Origin of the sequence: Labilibaculum manganireducens, assembly GCF_963665805.2 — a bacterium.
Lineage (GTDB): Bacteria > Bacteroidota > Bacteroidia > Bacteroidales > Marinifilaceae > Labilibaculum > Labilibaculum manganireducens.
The window spans coordinates 1,613,565-1,628,273 of sequence record NZ_CAXXEE010000003.1 but is presented as its reverse complement, the minus strand read 5'-3'; the positions used below and the strand labels follow the sequence as shown (position 1 = coordinate 1,628,273).

7 protein-coding genes are annotated in these 14,709 nt (G+C 36.0%); 2 read left to right on the top strand and 5 right to left on the bottom strand.

Annotated elements, in window-relative coordinates:
* Positions 1–139 precede the first annotated feature (139 nt).
* Both ACHZAX_RS06150 and clpB read right to left on the bottom strand, forming a co-directional pair.
* Positions 140–1,573, bottom strand: a complete 1,434-nt coding sequence (locus tag ACHZAX_RS06150; protein WP_320018430.1) for an ADP-dependent glucokinase/phosphofructokinase — start codon at positions 1,571–1,573, stop codon at positions 140–142.
* A gap of 233 nt (positions 1,574–1,806) precedes the next feature.
* Positions 1,807–4,398, bottom strand: a complete 2,592-nt coding sequence (clpB, locus tag ACHZAX_RS06145; protein ID WP_320018429.1) for an ATP-dependent chaperone ClpB — start codon at positions 4,396–4,398, stop codon at positions 1,807–1,809.
* A gap of 366 nt (positions 4,399–4,764) precedes the next feature.
* On the opposite strand from clpB, the gene ACHZAX_RS06140 reads away from it, so the two are divergent.
* Positions 4,765–5,178 carry an OsmC family protein gene (locus ACHZAX_RS06140; RefSeq protein ID WP_101310386.1) on the top strand — a complete coding sequence of 138 codons (414 nt, stop codon included), beginning with the start codon at positions 4,765–4,767 and terminating at the stop codon, positions 5,176–5,178.
* Between the two features lie 161 nt (positions 5,179–5,339).
* A complete protein-coding gene (locus tag ACHZAX_RS06135; RefSeq protein ID WP_320018428.1) occupies positions 5,340–5,921 on the top strand; it encodes a peroxiredoxin family protein in 582 nt (193 codons plus the stop codon).
* An 89-nt stretch (positions 5,922–6,010) separates the two neighbouring features.
* Here ACHZAX_RS06135 and ACHZAX_RS06130 read toward each other — a convergent pair whose 3' ends face one another.
* The 3 genes from ACHZAX_RS06130 to ACHZAX_RS06120 all read right to left on the bottom strand — a co-directional run bounded on the left by ACHZAX_RS06130 (position 6,011) and on the right by ACHZAX_RS06120 (position 14,637).
* Positions 6,011–9,079, bottom strand: coding sequence for an ATP-binding cassette domain-containing protein (locus tag ACHZAX_RS06130; protein ID WP_320018427.1), 3,069 nt, complete (start codon positions 9,077–9,079; stop codon positions 6,011–6,013).
* Between the two features lie 1,214 nt (positions 9,080–10,293).
* The gene (locus ACHZAX_RS06125) at positions 10,294–12,246 is read right to left on the bottom strand and encodes a glycoside hydrolase family 97 protein (protein ID WP_320018426.1); all 1,953 of its coding nucleotides are present in this window, start codon (positions 12,244–12,246) and stop codon (positions 10,294–10,296) included.
* A 9-nt stretch (positions 12,247–12,255) separates the two neighbouring features.
* Positions 12,256–14,637 carry a hypothetical protein gene (locus tag ACHZAX_RS06120; RefSeq protein ID WP_320018425.1) on the bottom strand — a complete coding sequence of 794 codons (2,382 nt, stop codon included), beginning with the start codon at positions 14,635–14,637 and terminating at the stop codon, positions 12,256–12,258.
* Positions 14,638–14,709: the final 72 nt, after the last annotated feature.

Sequence of the window (14,709 nt, the reverse complement as noted above, 5' to 3'; positions counted from 1 at the left end):
TAGTAAGAACTATTCCACACAAGTAGTTCAGTAGTAAGCCCCGAAAGTACCATATCGGGGTTTCTCTATGTCACAAAAAATGGAGGCAATAAAATCAGATGATTTCATGACCTCCATTTTTATTCAATTTCGTTCTTCTTTAACGCGCACCAACCAATGATACCGAAGAGATTGTATCTCCCATACCAACAAGTGTAACTGGTTTATCAATTAAGATGGTTGGAACTGCAATAATTTCTAATTTCTCATTTGTAAATATTCCTGTTTCCAAGAGCTGATTGTCTCCAAAAAAATTGGTTACTGTCTTTGAAAGTTTTGACAATTCATTTAACCCAACCTCAGACACTTCATGGTCTTTAGCCCAAAGCAATACTTCTTTTTTATCGATAGCGCCTGTTCCTGCTTTTGCTGCAGCAACAGTAGCGGCTAATTGCATTCCATTTCGGTTCTGAAGAGGAGAAACGCTAAATCCTTTTTCCTGAAGAGTAAGATACAGTCCAAACATATGAAGCTGCATTCTAGAGCAATTGGTATACTCACGAATCTTCAGCATTCCTTCAAACAAGTTCGAACTATTGGTATTTTCTTCGCATTTTTGCGCCAATTCGTCCTCACCGATCACTTCTAAAATATCGATTAATTCCCGTTCGTTAAAACCTAAACTATCAACACTTTCAACCAAATTATCAATTAAATACTTACGAATTACTTTATTCTGAGTTGAAGCAACTTCTAAATGCAGTAAACTATCCGTACAAGATTCCCGCCATTTTTCAATCATTGCCTTTGAAAAATCGATTCGATCAGTTCCTTTGGTTCCATCGCGAAGAGACTCATGAAGCATCTGATAACCAGATAAAATTATATATTCAGGATTGATGTCGTTTTGCGACATTCTGTTTGCAAAATTCTCGTCGATATGCAGTTTAAAATTTAATGGATCGTAGGTTGCAATAAAACGGTTTGCTTTCGGGCACACATAAGTTTTACCGTTCAAACTGATAGAATCTCCCTTATCAAATTCGATAATCCAATGAATTAAAGCTAAATCGGAAGAGCGATCGACCTTAGATGCCTGCTTAATTTCGCCGTTTTCATCGTTTGTTAATAAATTGGGAAGATCTAAAAACAGTTTAGATTGATCTTTTGGAGCTGATGCACAATGCACATAAACCGAGTTTACACCGCAAACAGCCATCACATTTGCAACAATACCACCCTGGCCTCCCATTTGCATTTTGTCGTAGCCAACATTTTTGTTTAGCCATTCAAAAACGCCAACATCTTCAATCAACCATTCTTCGGCAATTCCATTTTTAAAACAATTCAGAAAACCACGAATTGCATCTTCATTGCAGCGAATGTTATTCTCTCCTTCACCAAGAATCAAATCTGTGTTCAGGTTATTTTCAGCAATCAGGTTTTGAATTCCTTTGCCATTCACCTTAATTACGGCATCAACATTGGCATTAAAAGCACTAATCAGTCCATTAATTTCACCCATTTTTTGCAATTGGGCTGGTGCTGTTTTGTAGTTTTCAAGCCATTTTGTTTTTAATTCGATCGAAGACATTTGGTCCTATTTTAGAGTTAAAATACTAGTTTTCTAAATTTATCAATTAACAAAGAAATTAAATTAAATCTCAATTTATAAAAATAGTCCATGAAAAGCATAAATATATCTCCGCAATGGTTTGAAATAACAGATAAACTTCAACATTCACAATTTCATGTTATCAAATTTTAAGCTAAAAAAAGCCTGCTCACAATGCAAGCAGGCTTTGTATTTAATTACGTTTGATCTTTTTACAGATTACGAAAAACCAATCCATTTTCCTCAGCATCAATTAGAATCTTTTGATTGGGAGCAATACTTTCTGACAAAATTTGTTTTGACAGTTCGTTAAGAACCTCTCTTTGAAGTACCCTTTTTATTGGACGGGCACCAAATTGAGGATCAAAACCAACATTTCCAAGGTAACTAACTGCCTTTTCGCTTAACTCAATACTAATTTCGTTTTTCAGGAGCATTGATTTTACCATCTCAAACTGTAATCGAACAATTTGTTTTACTTCTTCCCGATCCAATGGAGTAAAAACAATGGTTTCATCGATACGATTTAAAAATTCAGGACGAATGGTCTTTTTCAACAAATTGAGAACTTCATTTCGGGCTTCCCAGATTAGTTCTCCCCTATTGTTAGAGTTCATTTTCGAAATTTTTTCCTGAATCAGGTGAGAACCCACATTTGAAGTCATGATGATAATCGTATTCTTGAAATCAACTACCCTTCCTTTGTTATCCGTTAATCGCCCGTCGTCAAGAACCTGCAGCAGAATATTAAAAACATCCGGATGCGCTTTCTCAATCTCGTCAAGAAGAACAACAGAATATGGCTTTCTGCGAACCGCTTCGGTTAACTGACCACCTTCATCGTATCCAACGTATCCCGGAGGCGCTCCAATCAATCTTGAAACGGAATGACGTTCCTGATATTCGGACATATCAATTCTAGTCATATAGTTTTCGTTATCGAACAGAAATTCGGCCAATGCTTTTGCCAATTCCGTTTTCCCCACACCGGTTGTCCCTAAAAAAATGAATGATCCAATTGGCCTTTTCGCATCCTGCAAGCCCGCTCTGCTTCTGCGAACAGCATCAGCAACAGCGGAAATTGCCTCCTCTTGCCCTACAACTCTTTTATGAAGCTCTGTTTCCAAACCAAGCAATTTTTGCCTTTCACTTTTCAACATTCTGTTTACAGGAATACCCGTCCAGCGTGATACCACATAAGCAATATCTTCACTTCCAACCTCCTCTTTAATCATAGCATCTGAATTCTGATTGATTTTCAACTGTTCATTCAAACGCTCAATTTCTTTCTCAACCTCTTTTACTCTTCCGTAACGAATTTCCGCAACTCTGGCATAATCACCTTCACGCTCAGCTTTTTCTGCCTCGTACTTCAGGTTTTCCAATTCTTCCTTATTCTTTTGAATGCCGTCAATTACTTCGCGTTCAGCTTCCCATTTTGCCCGAAGACGATTTCTTTCATCATTCAACTCAGCAATTTCCCGCGATAAATCTTCCAATTTCTTTTTATCACCTTCCCGCTGAATTGCCATTCGTTCAATTTCCAATTGTTTGATTCGTCGTTCAATTTCATCCAGTTCTTCGGGCAACGAATTCATTTCCAAACGCAATTTGGCAGCAGCCTCATCAATCAAATCAATCGCCTTATCAGGCAAAAACCGATCAGAGATATATCTTTGAGATAACTCAACAGCCGCTATAATTGCCTCATCTTTAATCTGAACCTTATGATGATTTTCATATCGCTCTTTTAATCCACGAAGGATGGAAATTGCACTTAGGGTATCCGGTTCATTCACCATAACCTTTTGAAAACGTCTCTCTAAAGCTTTGTCCTTTTCAAAATACTTTTGATATTCATCTAAGGTAGTCGCACCAATTGCCCGCAAATCACCACGAGCCAATGCCGGCTTTAAAATATTGGCCGCATCCATAGCACCTTCGCCTTTTCCTGCACCAATTAAAGTGTGAATCTCATCAATGAACAAAACAATATCACCATCCGATTCAACCACCTCTTTCACCACTGACTTTAACCGCTCTTCGAATTCACCTTTGTATTTTGCCCCCGCAATCAATGCGCCCATATCCAAAGAAAAAACCTGTTTGTTTTTCAAATTATCCGGAACATCACCCTTAACAATACGATGAGCCAATCCTTCGGCAATAGCTGTTTTTCCCACACCTGGCTCACCAATTAGAATCGGGTTATTTTTCGTTCTCCGCGATAAAATCTGAAGAATTCTTCTTATTTCCTCATCTCGTCCAATTACAGGATCCAATTTTCCGTTTCGGGCCCGTTCGTTTAAATCAATGGCAAATCTTCGTAAAGAATTAAATGTATCCTCAGCAGTTTGAGAATCGACCTTTGCTCCTTTTCGTAATTCATTAATAGCCACAGTAAGGTCTTTTTCATTAATTTGATTATCCTTAAGCAGATTTGAAATTTGATCCTTCCCTTTTAAAAGACCTAACAATATATGCTCAAGAGAAACAAACTGATCGCCCATTTTATTTGAGATCTCGGTTGAAAACTGCAAAGCACTTGTGGCTTCTCTTGAAAGGTAAGGATCGCCTCCAACTACCTTTGGATAGCTTTCTAAAACCTTATCTAAGACCAACGAGAAGTTTATTAAGTTTACTCCTAACTTCTTAAATAGAAAATTGGTGATATTCTCTCCTTCTACCAAAACACCCTTTAAAATGTGTCCGGTATCAACTGCCTGTTGTTGTTTACCTGTGGCTAACTGAAAAGCCTTTTCAATTGCCTGCTGCGATTTAATTGTAAAATTATTGTAGTTCATATTTTTGATTTTACGACTTCATTGTATTATAAAATGGCTAATTGTCATTCAAAACGAATCATTCAAAACATTTGCCAAGTCAACAATGTGGTCAATAAGCAGAAAAAATGTCTGAACTACAGTAAAACAATCAGCCAATTTGACATATTATCAACAACTTACCTGAAAACATTTCCGACATGCTGTTAAACAAACAAAAAAATAGCAACACATCTGCATAATTATATATATTTACAAGCTGAAATTTAAAACAAATAAAGATACTATATGAAACGTCCATGCCAAAACATTTTTTGACACACAGGGAGATGATTATTCCCGGCATGGTAAGTTCCATATGGCAACTGAAAAACAAATAATAAACATATGAAAGCAACTACAACTTGGACTCAAGGAACGTCTTCAATTATTACAGATAACAGAGGTCACGAAGTTACAATTGACCTACCTGAAGGAAAAGGTGGAGAAGATTTAGGAGCTACAGCATTTGAATTGTGCTTAATGAGTTACTCCGGATGCGTAAATACAATTTTCAATATCGTTGCAAAAAAAATGAGAATTGAATTTACTACTCTAGAAGTAGATACTACCGGATATCAGAAAGATGGAGCTCCAACCTTTACTGATGTTGAGGTTGAATTGAGAATTGACTCTAATGCAAGTGATGAAAAAATCGACAAGTGCTTACAACAAACTTTGAAAATGTGTCCTGTAGGTGTTTTATTTCACCAAGCAGGTGTAAACACAACTTACAAAATTGAAAAATTACAAAAAGCATAAACTGAAACTAAATCAGTAATCTAATCCCTTGCTTGCGCAAGGGATTTTTTTTTCATTTACAGCCATTAACAAATCATTAACGCCAACACAGCCTTCTATTTGTTTATAAATAAAAAATAAAAGACTAATTTGTATCTTATTTCACGAAAAACAATTAGAATATGAAAATTTTACTGGTGACAGCAATATTCTTGATCAGTCTTACAAGTTTTGGTCAGATGGAACAAAGCAGCATATTGGTAGGGCAAAAAGCTCCTATGTTTAAGGCAGTGGATCAATATGGCAAAACAATAGCAAGCGATGAAATTTTAAAGAATGAACAATTAATCGTTGTATTTTACCGCGGACAGTGGTGTCCTTACTGCAATAAACACCTATCTCATCTACAAGATCATGTTGGAGATTTTAAAAAAGCAGGTGCCCGACTGGTAGCAATTACACCAGAAACCACTATGAGTGTTAGTAAAACCATCGATAAAACAAAAGCAGAATATTCCATTCTGCACGATGTAGATTCCAAAATCATGAAGCAATACGGTGTTGATTTTGTATTGCCTGAAAAATTACAGAAAAAATATAAGGAATATGGTATTGATCTTGCCGTTTCAAATGGAAATGATGATCAGACACTTCCTGTTCCAGCAACTTATGTGATTGGAAAAGATGGTATCGTAAAATATGTGCAGTATGATCCTGATTACAAAAACAGATCGAATGCTAAAGAAATATTAAAACATTTGTAATATGTTATTATTCGCTTTAAGTACAAAAAAACTCTAATAAAAAAGGAGTTAAACCATTGATTTTAACTCCTTTTTTATATTCATCACAATTACTTCAGACGTTTTCTGGTAATTCGTATGTGACCTTCGGGAAGTATTTTCACCCATAATATTTCTATCAGAAGCAATACTCTTCTTAAAGCGTCGAAATAAAGTGTAAAATAAAAAAACAAGCTGGTTAACCAAATAACAATCACATTAAACCAAAAAGTATTCACAAGGTAATTGCCAATTCGTTTCTGAGATGAAAATAGTTGAGCTCTTCCCATTTTGTTCACGGGAATTTGAAAAACAGGGTCTTTCAATTGAATCAATTCGCCTTTAAATTCAACAATTTTATTTAGCTCTCTTCGATTTAAAACAATCTGTTCAATAGCTTCATTATGGTGTTTTTGTTTGAATTCAAACAATCCTTTTTTACCTCCGTACTGTTCCAGTAAATTTAGGTAAGCCTGATCTCTTTTATCTGATTCGGTTTTGTAATTAGCCCACCCGTTTTGTTTGATTTTCTTTAGCCATTCCAATAAATCAACCGAAGAGTTCACAAATCCATTTTCGGTAAGTTCCACTCCACTTGGCAAAGTATATAAGTCTGCCAATTTTCCAAATTCGTTCTGCAATACCTGCAGCTGTTTTAAATTCCCTGATTGCAACCAGCTTTGGTATCGTTGCTTTAATTCAGGGATATAGAATGATGACCGAAACGAAGCCTCGCTCATTTTTTGTTCATAATCAAAAAACTGACTCTCAAAATCGTTGTTTCTGAATTGTTCTACTATTAAAGCTTCATAAGCCCAACGCGAAGTCATTAAATCGCCGACAAACGGCACATATTTTTGCGAAGTTATAGCTGGATGCAATTTGGTAAAGTTCACAATTACACCTGAAAACAATAGCTGTGGCACCAAAATAAAAGGGATGGAAACATAAACCGCCACAACTGTATTCAATGCTGCCGACAAATTTAAGCCGATCATATTAGCGCAGGCTGATGCTGTATACAAAACCAACCAATATTCTAAAGTCAATCCTTTAATTTCGAGAATAGTATTAGCTATTAAAACAAACAGCAAGGTTTGAATTGCCGAAATTACAAGCATCACAATTACCTTTGAGTTTAAGTAGCTAAACCGGCTTAAATTGAGAAAGGATTCCCTCTTCATAATTCTCCTGTCATGAAGAATTTCTTCCGCCGAAATAATCAATCCTAAAAAGAGAGATACCACCACTGCCATAAAAATAAAGGAGGGGATATTTTCATTATTTGAGAAAATATAAGCCGAAGGATCATCATCTGTGCCACTAATATATTTGGTGAAATATCCTAATATAACTGCTAAAACAGGAGCTTCAAGGAGAGTAATAAAAATGTACTGTTTATTGCTGATTTTAGCCTTTACATCACGCGCCAAATAAATCTTTAACTGCTCTGTTCGTTTGGGAATACTAAAATAATTGATTGGAATCATTCGTTTCCGCTTTGGTACCTTAACCGGATTCTTCGCTTCAATATTCTCTTTGTACAATTCATACCATTCATCGGAGCTTCTCTTTCTTTTACGGATTTGCCTGCCGTACTCATTCATCATCCGTGTTTCCACAATTCTTAGAATCTGCTCCGAATTTACATTACCACAAGTCAGGCACTCACTTTCATCTGCTTTAACATACTGACTTTGAGTTTTAAAATAGACAACTGCATCAATTGGATTTCCAAAATAGATCACTTTACCACCTTGATCCATAATAATTAACTTATCCAGCAGCTTAAAAATATCTGATGAGGGTTGATGAATGTTACACATCACCAATTTCCCTTTTAAAACCTGTCTTTTCAGCAACAGCATCACCTTTTCCGAATCCATACTCGATAATCCGGAGGTAGGCTCATCCACAAACAAAACCGAAGGTTCCCGCATTAATTCCAATGCGATATTTAAGCGCTTTCTTTGTCCTCCACTCAAAACCTTATTAATAGGATCTCCAACTTTTAAATCTCTGGCTTCAACCAAATCAAAGTTTTCAATAGTATCATCTATAATATTCTCAATTGTTTCCTCATCCAAATTATCGAAACATAACTTGGCATTAAAAAACAAATTCTGGTAAACTGTTAATTCCTCAACCAGCAAATCATCCTGAGGAACGTATCCAATAACACCTTCAAGTTCCTCTTTATCCTTATGGAGATTATATCCATTAATATATATATCACCCTGATTTAAAGGCAAATTCCCATTCAACACATTTAACAAAGTAGATTTCCCTGTACCACTGCCTCCCATTATTCCAATCAGCTGTCCTGATTCTACATGAAAATTAACAGGGAATACACCATTATTAGAACCTGGGAACTTAAATTCAATATTTTTAGCGACGAAGCGAATATCCGAAAGATTTTTCCGCTCAATAAATACTGATACAATTTGAGAATAGTATATTGGATCAATTCTATGACTTCTAATCACAGATCCATACGAGAGTATATAGGCACGATCCAATTTAATATTATGACCGTTTAAAAAAAGGTTGTACTCACCAAAATATTTCATCAGGAAAGTATTCGTACTTTCAAGATGAAGAATAAATAAACGACCTCGTAGTCTGGGACTAAAAATATGCTTAACTACCTCATGTTCGAAAGTTTCATTAGCATCAATAATTAATAAATACGGATTAAACGGAATAGAATATTCGGTTCCTAAAATAAACTGCAGACTGTATTCAAATTCTTCTTTAGGAATCTTAAAAGCTTTCGATACGGTCTTTACAAATCCAAGTTCTTCAGGACCTGTAAATTCAGAATCATCAATAAATTCAAGAAGCTGCAACATAATCCAAACTTTCTGTTCCTGCTCTGCCTCCTCAACTAATTTTGCACAAACATCTGCCACTTGCTTGTGTTTGTTTTGAATTGTATCCTTATTTCCTTTGGTGGAATATGATTCTTTCAGGTAACGATTGAAATTATCCAAATATCTTTCATGCCATTCCTTACTAAACCGCTTCACTAAATACTTTGAAACAACATCTCGCGCAGCGATCTCAAAACCAACCTGTTGTTCATCCACAATAATGGCAAAAAGTTGCATTAGAGCATTTAGTACTGACTCATTCATGGGTTATATAGAAGTTAAATTTTTGCTAAAGGCCTAATTTAGATAAATTCCCCGAGCTATGGAAAAGTTCTTTTTTATAAGGCTCAAACTCCATAAAGTAATTTTCTAAAATTAATTTAAAAACAATCTAAATCAGATCCCGTTTATCCCATTTCAGAACAGTAAAAAAACATATTAAGGATTTTTAACATCTATTTATAACCGTTTATCAAAGATTTTCGTATATTTATAATAGCAGACGACAAAAAAGGTTTTTTCATAGATAATAGATTTAGGTTATTGATTAGATTAAAAAGCCTAGGTGATTACCTAGGCTTTTTTTAAATTATTTATTTTGGAAAACCTATGTTGCAGCAAACTTACCGAGCTTCGTATTTTTAGCAACAATTAACATCTGTTAAAAGCACTTAACAAAAGAATGCAGTATGTTTGTAAAGTAGACGAATAATAAACGTTTTTTTCATAGATAGTAGATTTAGGTTAGTAATTAGTGGTTAGTAGAAAAGCTTGGGTGGGGATCCAGGCTTTTTTCTGTTTACCCTTTTTTTTCATTTCTGATCTAAAGCAAAAAAGAATCGGCTATAAAAAAACCTTTTAGCATTCTTTAACTTTTGTTAAAAGCACTTAACGAAAGAATGCGGTATGTTTGTAAGGTAAACGAGTGGTAAACGTTTTTTCATAGAAAATAGATTTAGGTTAGTAATTAGTGGTTAGTAGAAAAGCTTGGGTGGGGATCCAAGCTTTTTTCTGTTTGCTACTTTTTTTCATCTCTGATTTAAAAGCAAAGAAGAATCAGCTATAAAAACCCTTTTAGCATTCTTTAACTTTTGTTAAAAGCACTTAACGAAAGAATGCAGTATGTTTGTAAGGTAAACGAGTGGTAAACGTTTTTTCATAGAAAATAGATTTAGGTTAGTAAATAGTGGTTAGTAGAAAAGCTTGGGTGGGGATCCAGGCTTTTTTCTGTTTTTATAAACTACGTTAAAAATAAACCCTGCAGAATAAGTATAAAAGAGTACATATAGTTTATAATTACTTAAGATCATCTTAATGTAGTTTACTCGTCTCTTGTCTACTTTTGAAATGTAAAAACACACAAATGTTTTTTTTCATAGATTAGTTACTATTAGTGGTTAGATTAAAATCCGGGTGGGGACCCGGATTTTTTCATTAACAACCATCTTATTATTTTTTAATCACACCATTCACAAGTCTTATTTTATTGGAATAATCCGAGCAACCCAACCCCCACCTGGAGCCAATTTAAGAGTTTGTTTATCTGTTGACTTTACTCTTTTCACTTCTTTTTTATAGTCGATGGCGTTACGGTCAGCATTGTCACCATCCCGGTAAAGACTCATTTCATAATTCCCTTTTTCCAGAAAGCTAAAATCCAATAAAAGCTCATGTTTATCCCAATCACCCATTGCACCTACATACCATTCATTGCCACTTCTTCGGGCTATTAAAATATAATCTGAAATTTTAGCTCGCAGTATCTTGGTTTCATCCCAAACAGAAGGTACAGCCGATAGAAATTCCATACACTCTTCTTCTTTTCTATAATTCGATGGGTTATCACAAAGCATTTGCAAAGGACTTTCATAAACCACATACATCCCCAATTGATGACAACGGGTTCCCATACTCATAGGAGTATCGAAAATTGGTCTGTAATCTTTTTGCTGAGCATTACTCATCGCTCCGGGAGTATAATCCATAGGGCCGGCAACCATTCTTGAAAAAGGAGTAATCAAATTATGCTCAGGCGTTTGACGCATGCTCCATTTGTACTGCTCTCCTCCATTCACTCCTTCGCGTGTTAAAACATTTGGATACTTCCTTCTTATTCCAGCAGGCTTGTAAGAGCCATGGAAATCAACCAGCAGCTTTCGATCAGCACATTCTTTCGCTATTTTGTGGTAATAATTCACCATCCATTGGTCATCCTTATCCATAAAGTCCACCTTAATTCCTTTTATACCCCAAGATTGGAACTGATCAAGCGCTGCTGCCAACTGATCATCCAAGGTTTTCCAAACAACCCACAAAATAATACCCACACCTTTTTCTTTGGCGTAAGATGTCAATTCTTCCATGTCAATTTCGGGTACAATTTTTAATAAATCGCCTAATTCATACCAGCCTTCGTCCATGATAATGTATTCAAGACCATAATCAGCAGCGAAATCAATGTAATATTTATAAGTTTCGGTATTGATCCCCGCACGGAAATCGACCCTGTAAATATTGTTTGCATTCCACCAGTCCCAGGCGATTTTCCCAGGTTTAATCCAGCTTGGATCCTCAATCACGCAAGTGTCAGCCAATAACCATGATAGTTGGTTAGTAATAAAATCACCGTCATTTTCAGCAATTGCGACATAACGCCAGGGAAAAGTTCTGGTTCCATCTGTTTTTGCGATATACTCTTTTCTCGTACGCACGAATACATCCCTGTCGCCTTCCTGTTCTGTTTTATCAGGATAAGCAGGAAATGTTGACACCAAATTGTTCCCTTTTGCACCATTGAACCACATACCTGGATAGTCTTCCAAATCGGTTTCTCCAATTAGAATACTGGGTGCATTTTCTGATGTCATAAGCACTGGTAAAGATCCCAGGTCTTTAGATGAAAGTTCTCCCAATGAGGTGAAATCGTAATACACCTGATTGTTTGAATGAAAACTCTTCTCTCTAGGCCAATAAACCAAATTGTTGTTTGGGAAGTTGAACTGACCCGTTTCCGATTTCACTGTAATTTCACCAGAGAAACGGGTTTCGAAACGGTAAGCAATCCCGTTATCGTAGGCTCTGAATACCAAATCGAAATTTTGTTTGAAAGACAATTTTAACTCATTATAGTTTTCGATTATCGTTTCGTTCTTTTCACGTACCTCAGGTCTTAATTCCCTATTAACACTATTGTTGCTGTTTTTAATAACAACAGGATTTGCACCCAAAATAGTACCATTTACAAGTTCCATCGCAATCTTGGTTGGGCTAATCAAAAATGTTTGATCATGCTTAACTGTAAAACTCAGATCAGTTCCTGTTTGAATGCTGACACTTATTTTTTTATTTGGAGATTCTAATTTATAGTTTTTCGCAAAAGTTGAAGTAATCAACAGGCAAAAACACAGTAAGGCCAATATCTTTTTATTCATTATTTAAGTTTATTTGGTTAATTCTAAAATTTGCTCTTTAAATGGAGTTGGATTTGCTGAAATCCATACTTCAGGATTAAAATCGAGATTCTCCTTATCGTATCCCATCACAAAAACTTCAATTTCCTGTCCTGTCATACTTTCATCCAAAGGCAGATAATACGTGTAATTACTATCACTTTCTGAATTCACATACTCCCAGGTATTTGATGGAAATGAAACACTGCGATCAAAACACCCCTTGTATTCGCCACCTATTTTAGCTGCAGCATAAGCTCCTTCAACACCATGTTTTCCATTTATTGCTATTGACAGATAGGAACCTTCCGGAATCTCATTCAATCTAAAGGTTGACATCCAGACTTTCTCAGTTTTCATTTTCCCAGCATGGGCAAATAGATTGGATGCTCTCCAATTGGTTCTATCTATTTTCCTGCCATCTTTAAGAGCTTCAATTTCAACAATTCGTCCTGGTTGCTCTCTTAATCTTAAGTAACGGATAGGCTCGTTCACATCAATCATCATTTCCTCACCTGCGCAATAAGTGATGATTCTCCATTTTTTCAGATCCGAAGATACTTCAGCGTAATTTCCTTCCCCCTTTAATAATGGCTGAAGAGAAAAATCATCAGGTACTTTAATAATGATCTGATCGATATCGGTGACTTCTCCAAAATCAAGCCGGAAACAACCGCCTTTAACTTTTAAGTCAATATCATATTTTCGTGATGGCCAGAATCCTGTTTTCATATCTCCATCAAACAAATTTTTATCCCAAATACCACGATCAACGAAAGTAGATTGCTGAAAAAAGGCATCCCGGGCTTTTTGTACCTGAGGAATACTTGTTGCACCAGATCGTTTAATTGATCTCACTTCAAGCGCATTATTATCGGCAGCAAAACAGGTTGCTTCATATAATACGTCTGCATCAACCGGTGTTTTAATTATTTTGAAGTCGGCTATTTTTCTATGAAATGCATTTCCCAGCTTTCTTCCTTCAAATTTCACATTAAGCGATTTTCCATTCAGTAAATTGCTAACATCATTTCCATTAAGAGTAGCCGTTTTATAATCTCCTGCATTTTTCAGCTGAATTTCAGCACTGGTTCCAGGCATTCCTAAAACTTTAATCAATATAGGTTTATCGGGAACATTGCGAACCAACTGATAGTCTATTCCTACTAGGCTGGGCTCATCATAAGCCTGGAAACCGGCAATAAGCAAACAGGAGCGGAATGGTGCAACCGTAATTTCAACCTCTTCTCCTTTGCTAAAATTTCCAATAATTTTTTCGGTAGGGTGAAATTGCCTTAGCTCAATATTCTCATTGGTTGTTAAGCCTATTTCTTCATCCAGCTTAATACTGTAGGTTTTATTTTCCCAAGTCAGGTTAGTAAGGGTTACAAGGCGCGTATTTTCATCACCCCGGGAAACAGCAGATTTACCATATTTGTTTTCGTCAAGAACTTTCCCGTTCACCAATATCTTTCCATATTTACGGTGGAGATTGTAGATTCTTGCCAGTTTCGCAAATTCATCATCATTAAGCAACCAAGGATTACCGTAAACCTCCGGCGCTAAAATCATACTGCGATTAAAAGCCTGCATAATCAAATCATCATCCCAATAGTCTATACAGGATGAAATACAAACCCCATGATCTTCGGTTAATCGTTTTAAACCCGGTATCAATCCTCTATCCAAAGCTCCTGCCCGATGATGAGGAGCAGTTGTATTGTTTGAGGTAAACACATCGATATAAGTTTCCTGACCACCCCATAAAAATGTTGTTGCATAAGCTTTACCCTTTGTTAAACCTAAACGATGATTTAACAGAATAAGATCGGGACTGTAATTTCGACAAGCCTTCATCATTTCAATAAAGGCATCTTCTTTTTCAGGTCGCAAAGGACCACAAACAGCATCGAATTTGAACAGGGCGAACTCATAGTCTTTACAAAGACTTACCATCTGATCAATTCTAGCTTGTTTTTCTTTTTCGGTATCTCCAAAACCATCCGGGCCACCCCAGACCCCCAATCGGGTACCCATTTCTTTAGCTTTTTTATAAATAGGATCGAATCCATTAGGAAACTGCTTCGTGAAGCGTTCTGAATGAATACTTCCATAAAATCTTTTCCCATCAATTGCCCCTGCATCGAAAGCATAGATGTCCAAAATCATCCCGTACTCTTGTTGAAGCCATTGAAAAAACTCAAGGTTGATGAGGGTTTGTTCCTCAGTGGTTCCTTCGTTGGTGTTGTTAATCCAAGAGAAAAACTGGGCTCGCGAAGGTGACTGCTCATCAGCCCCCGAAAATACCTTTTCCTGCGCAATGGCAGATTGGAACAGGTATAAAAATAGTATTAGTAAAAATGATTTGTTCATCTGATATTATCTTAATTTATCGGTTATAAATTTGAGACTTAAAACATTTGTGATTTATTCTTTTACCTCAAT

Coding starts and splice junctions, on each gene's coding strand:
- ACHZAX_RS06140 (WP_101310386.1), top strand. CDS start 4,765: ATGAAAGCAACTACAACTTGGACTCAAGGAACGTCTTCAATTATTACA.
- ACHZAX_RS06135 (WP_320018428.1), top strand. CDS start 5,340: ATGAAAATTTTACTGGTGACAGCAATATTCTTGATCAGTCTTACAAGT.
- ACHZAX_RS06150 (WP_320018430.1), bottom strand. CDS start 1,573: ATGTCTTCGATCGAATTAAAAACAAAATGGCTTGAAAACTACAAAACA.
- ACHZAX_RS06125 (WP_320018426.1), bottom strand. CDS start 12,246: ATGAATAAAAAGATATTGGCCTTACTGTGTTTTTGCCTGTTGATTACT.
- ACHZAX_RS06130 (WP_320018427.1), bottom strand. CDS start 9,079: ATGAATGAGTCAGTACTAAATGCTCTAATGCAACTTTTTGCCATTATT.
- clpB (WP_320018429.1), bottom strand. CDS start 4,398: ATGAACTACAATAATTTTACAATTAAATCGCAGCAGGCAATTGAAAAG.
- ACHZAX_RS06120 (WP_320018425.1), bottom strand. CDS start 14,637: ATGAACAAATCATTTTTACTAATACTATTTTTATACCTGTTCCAATCT.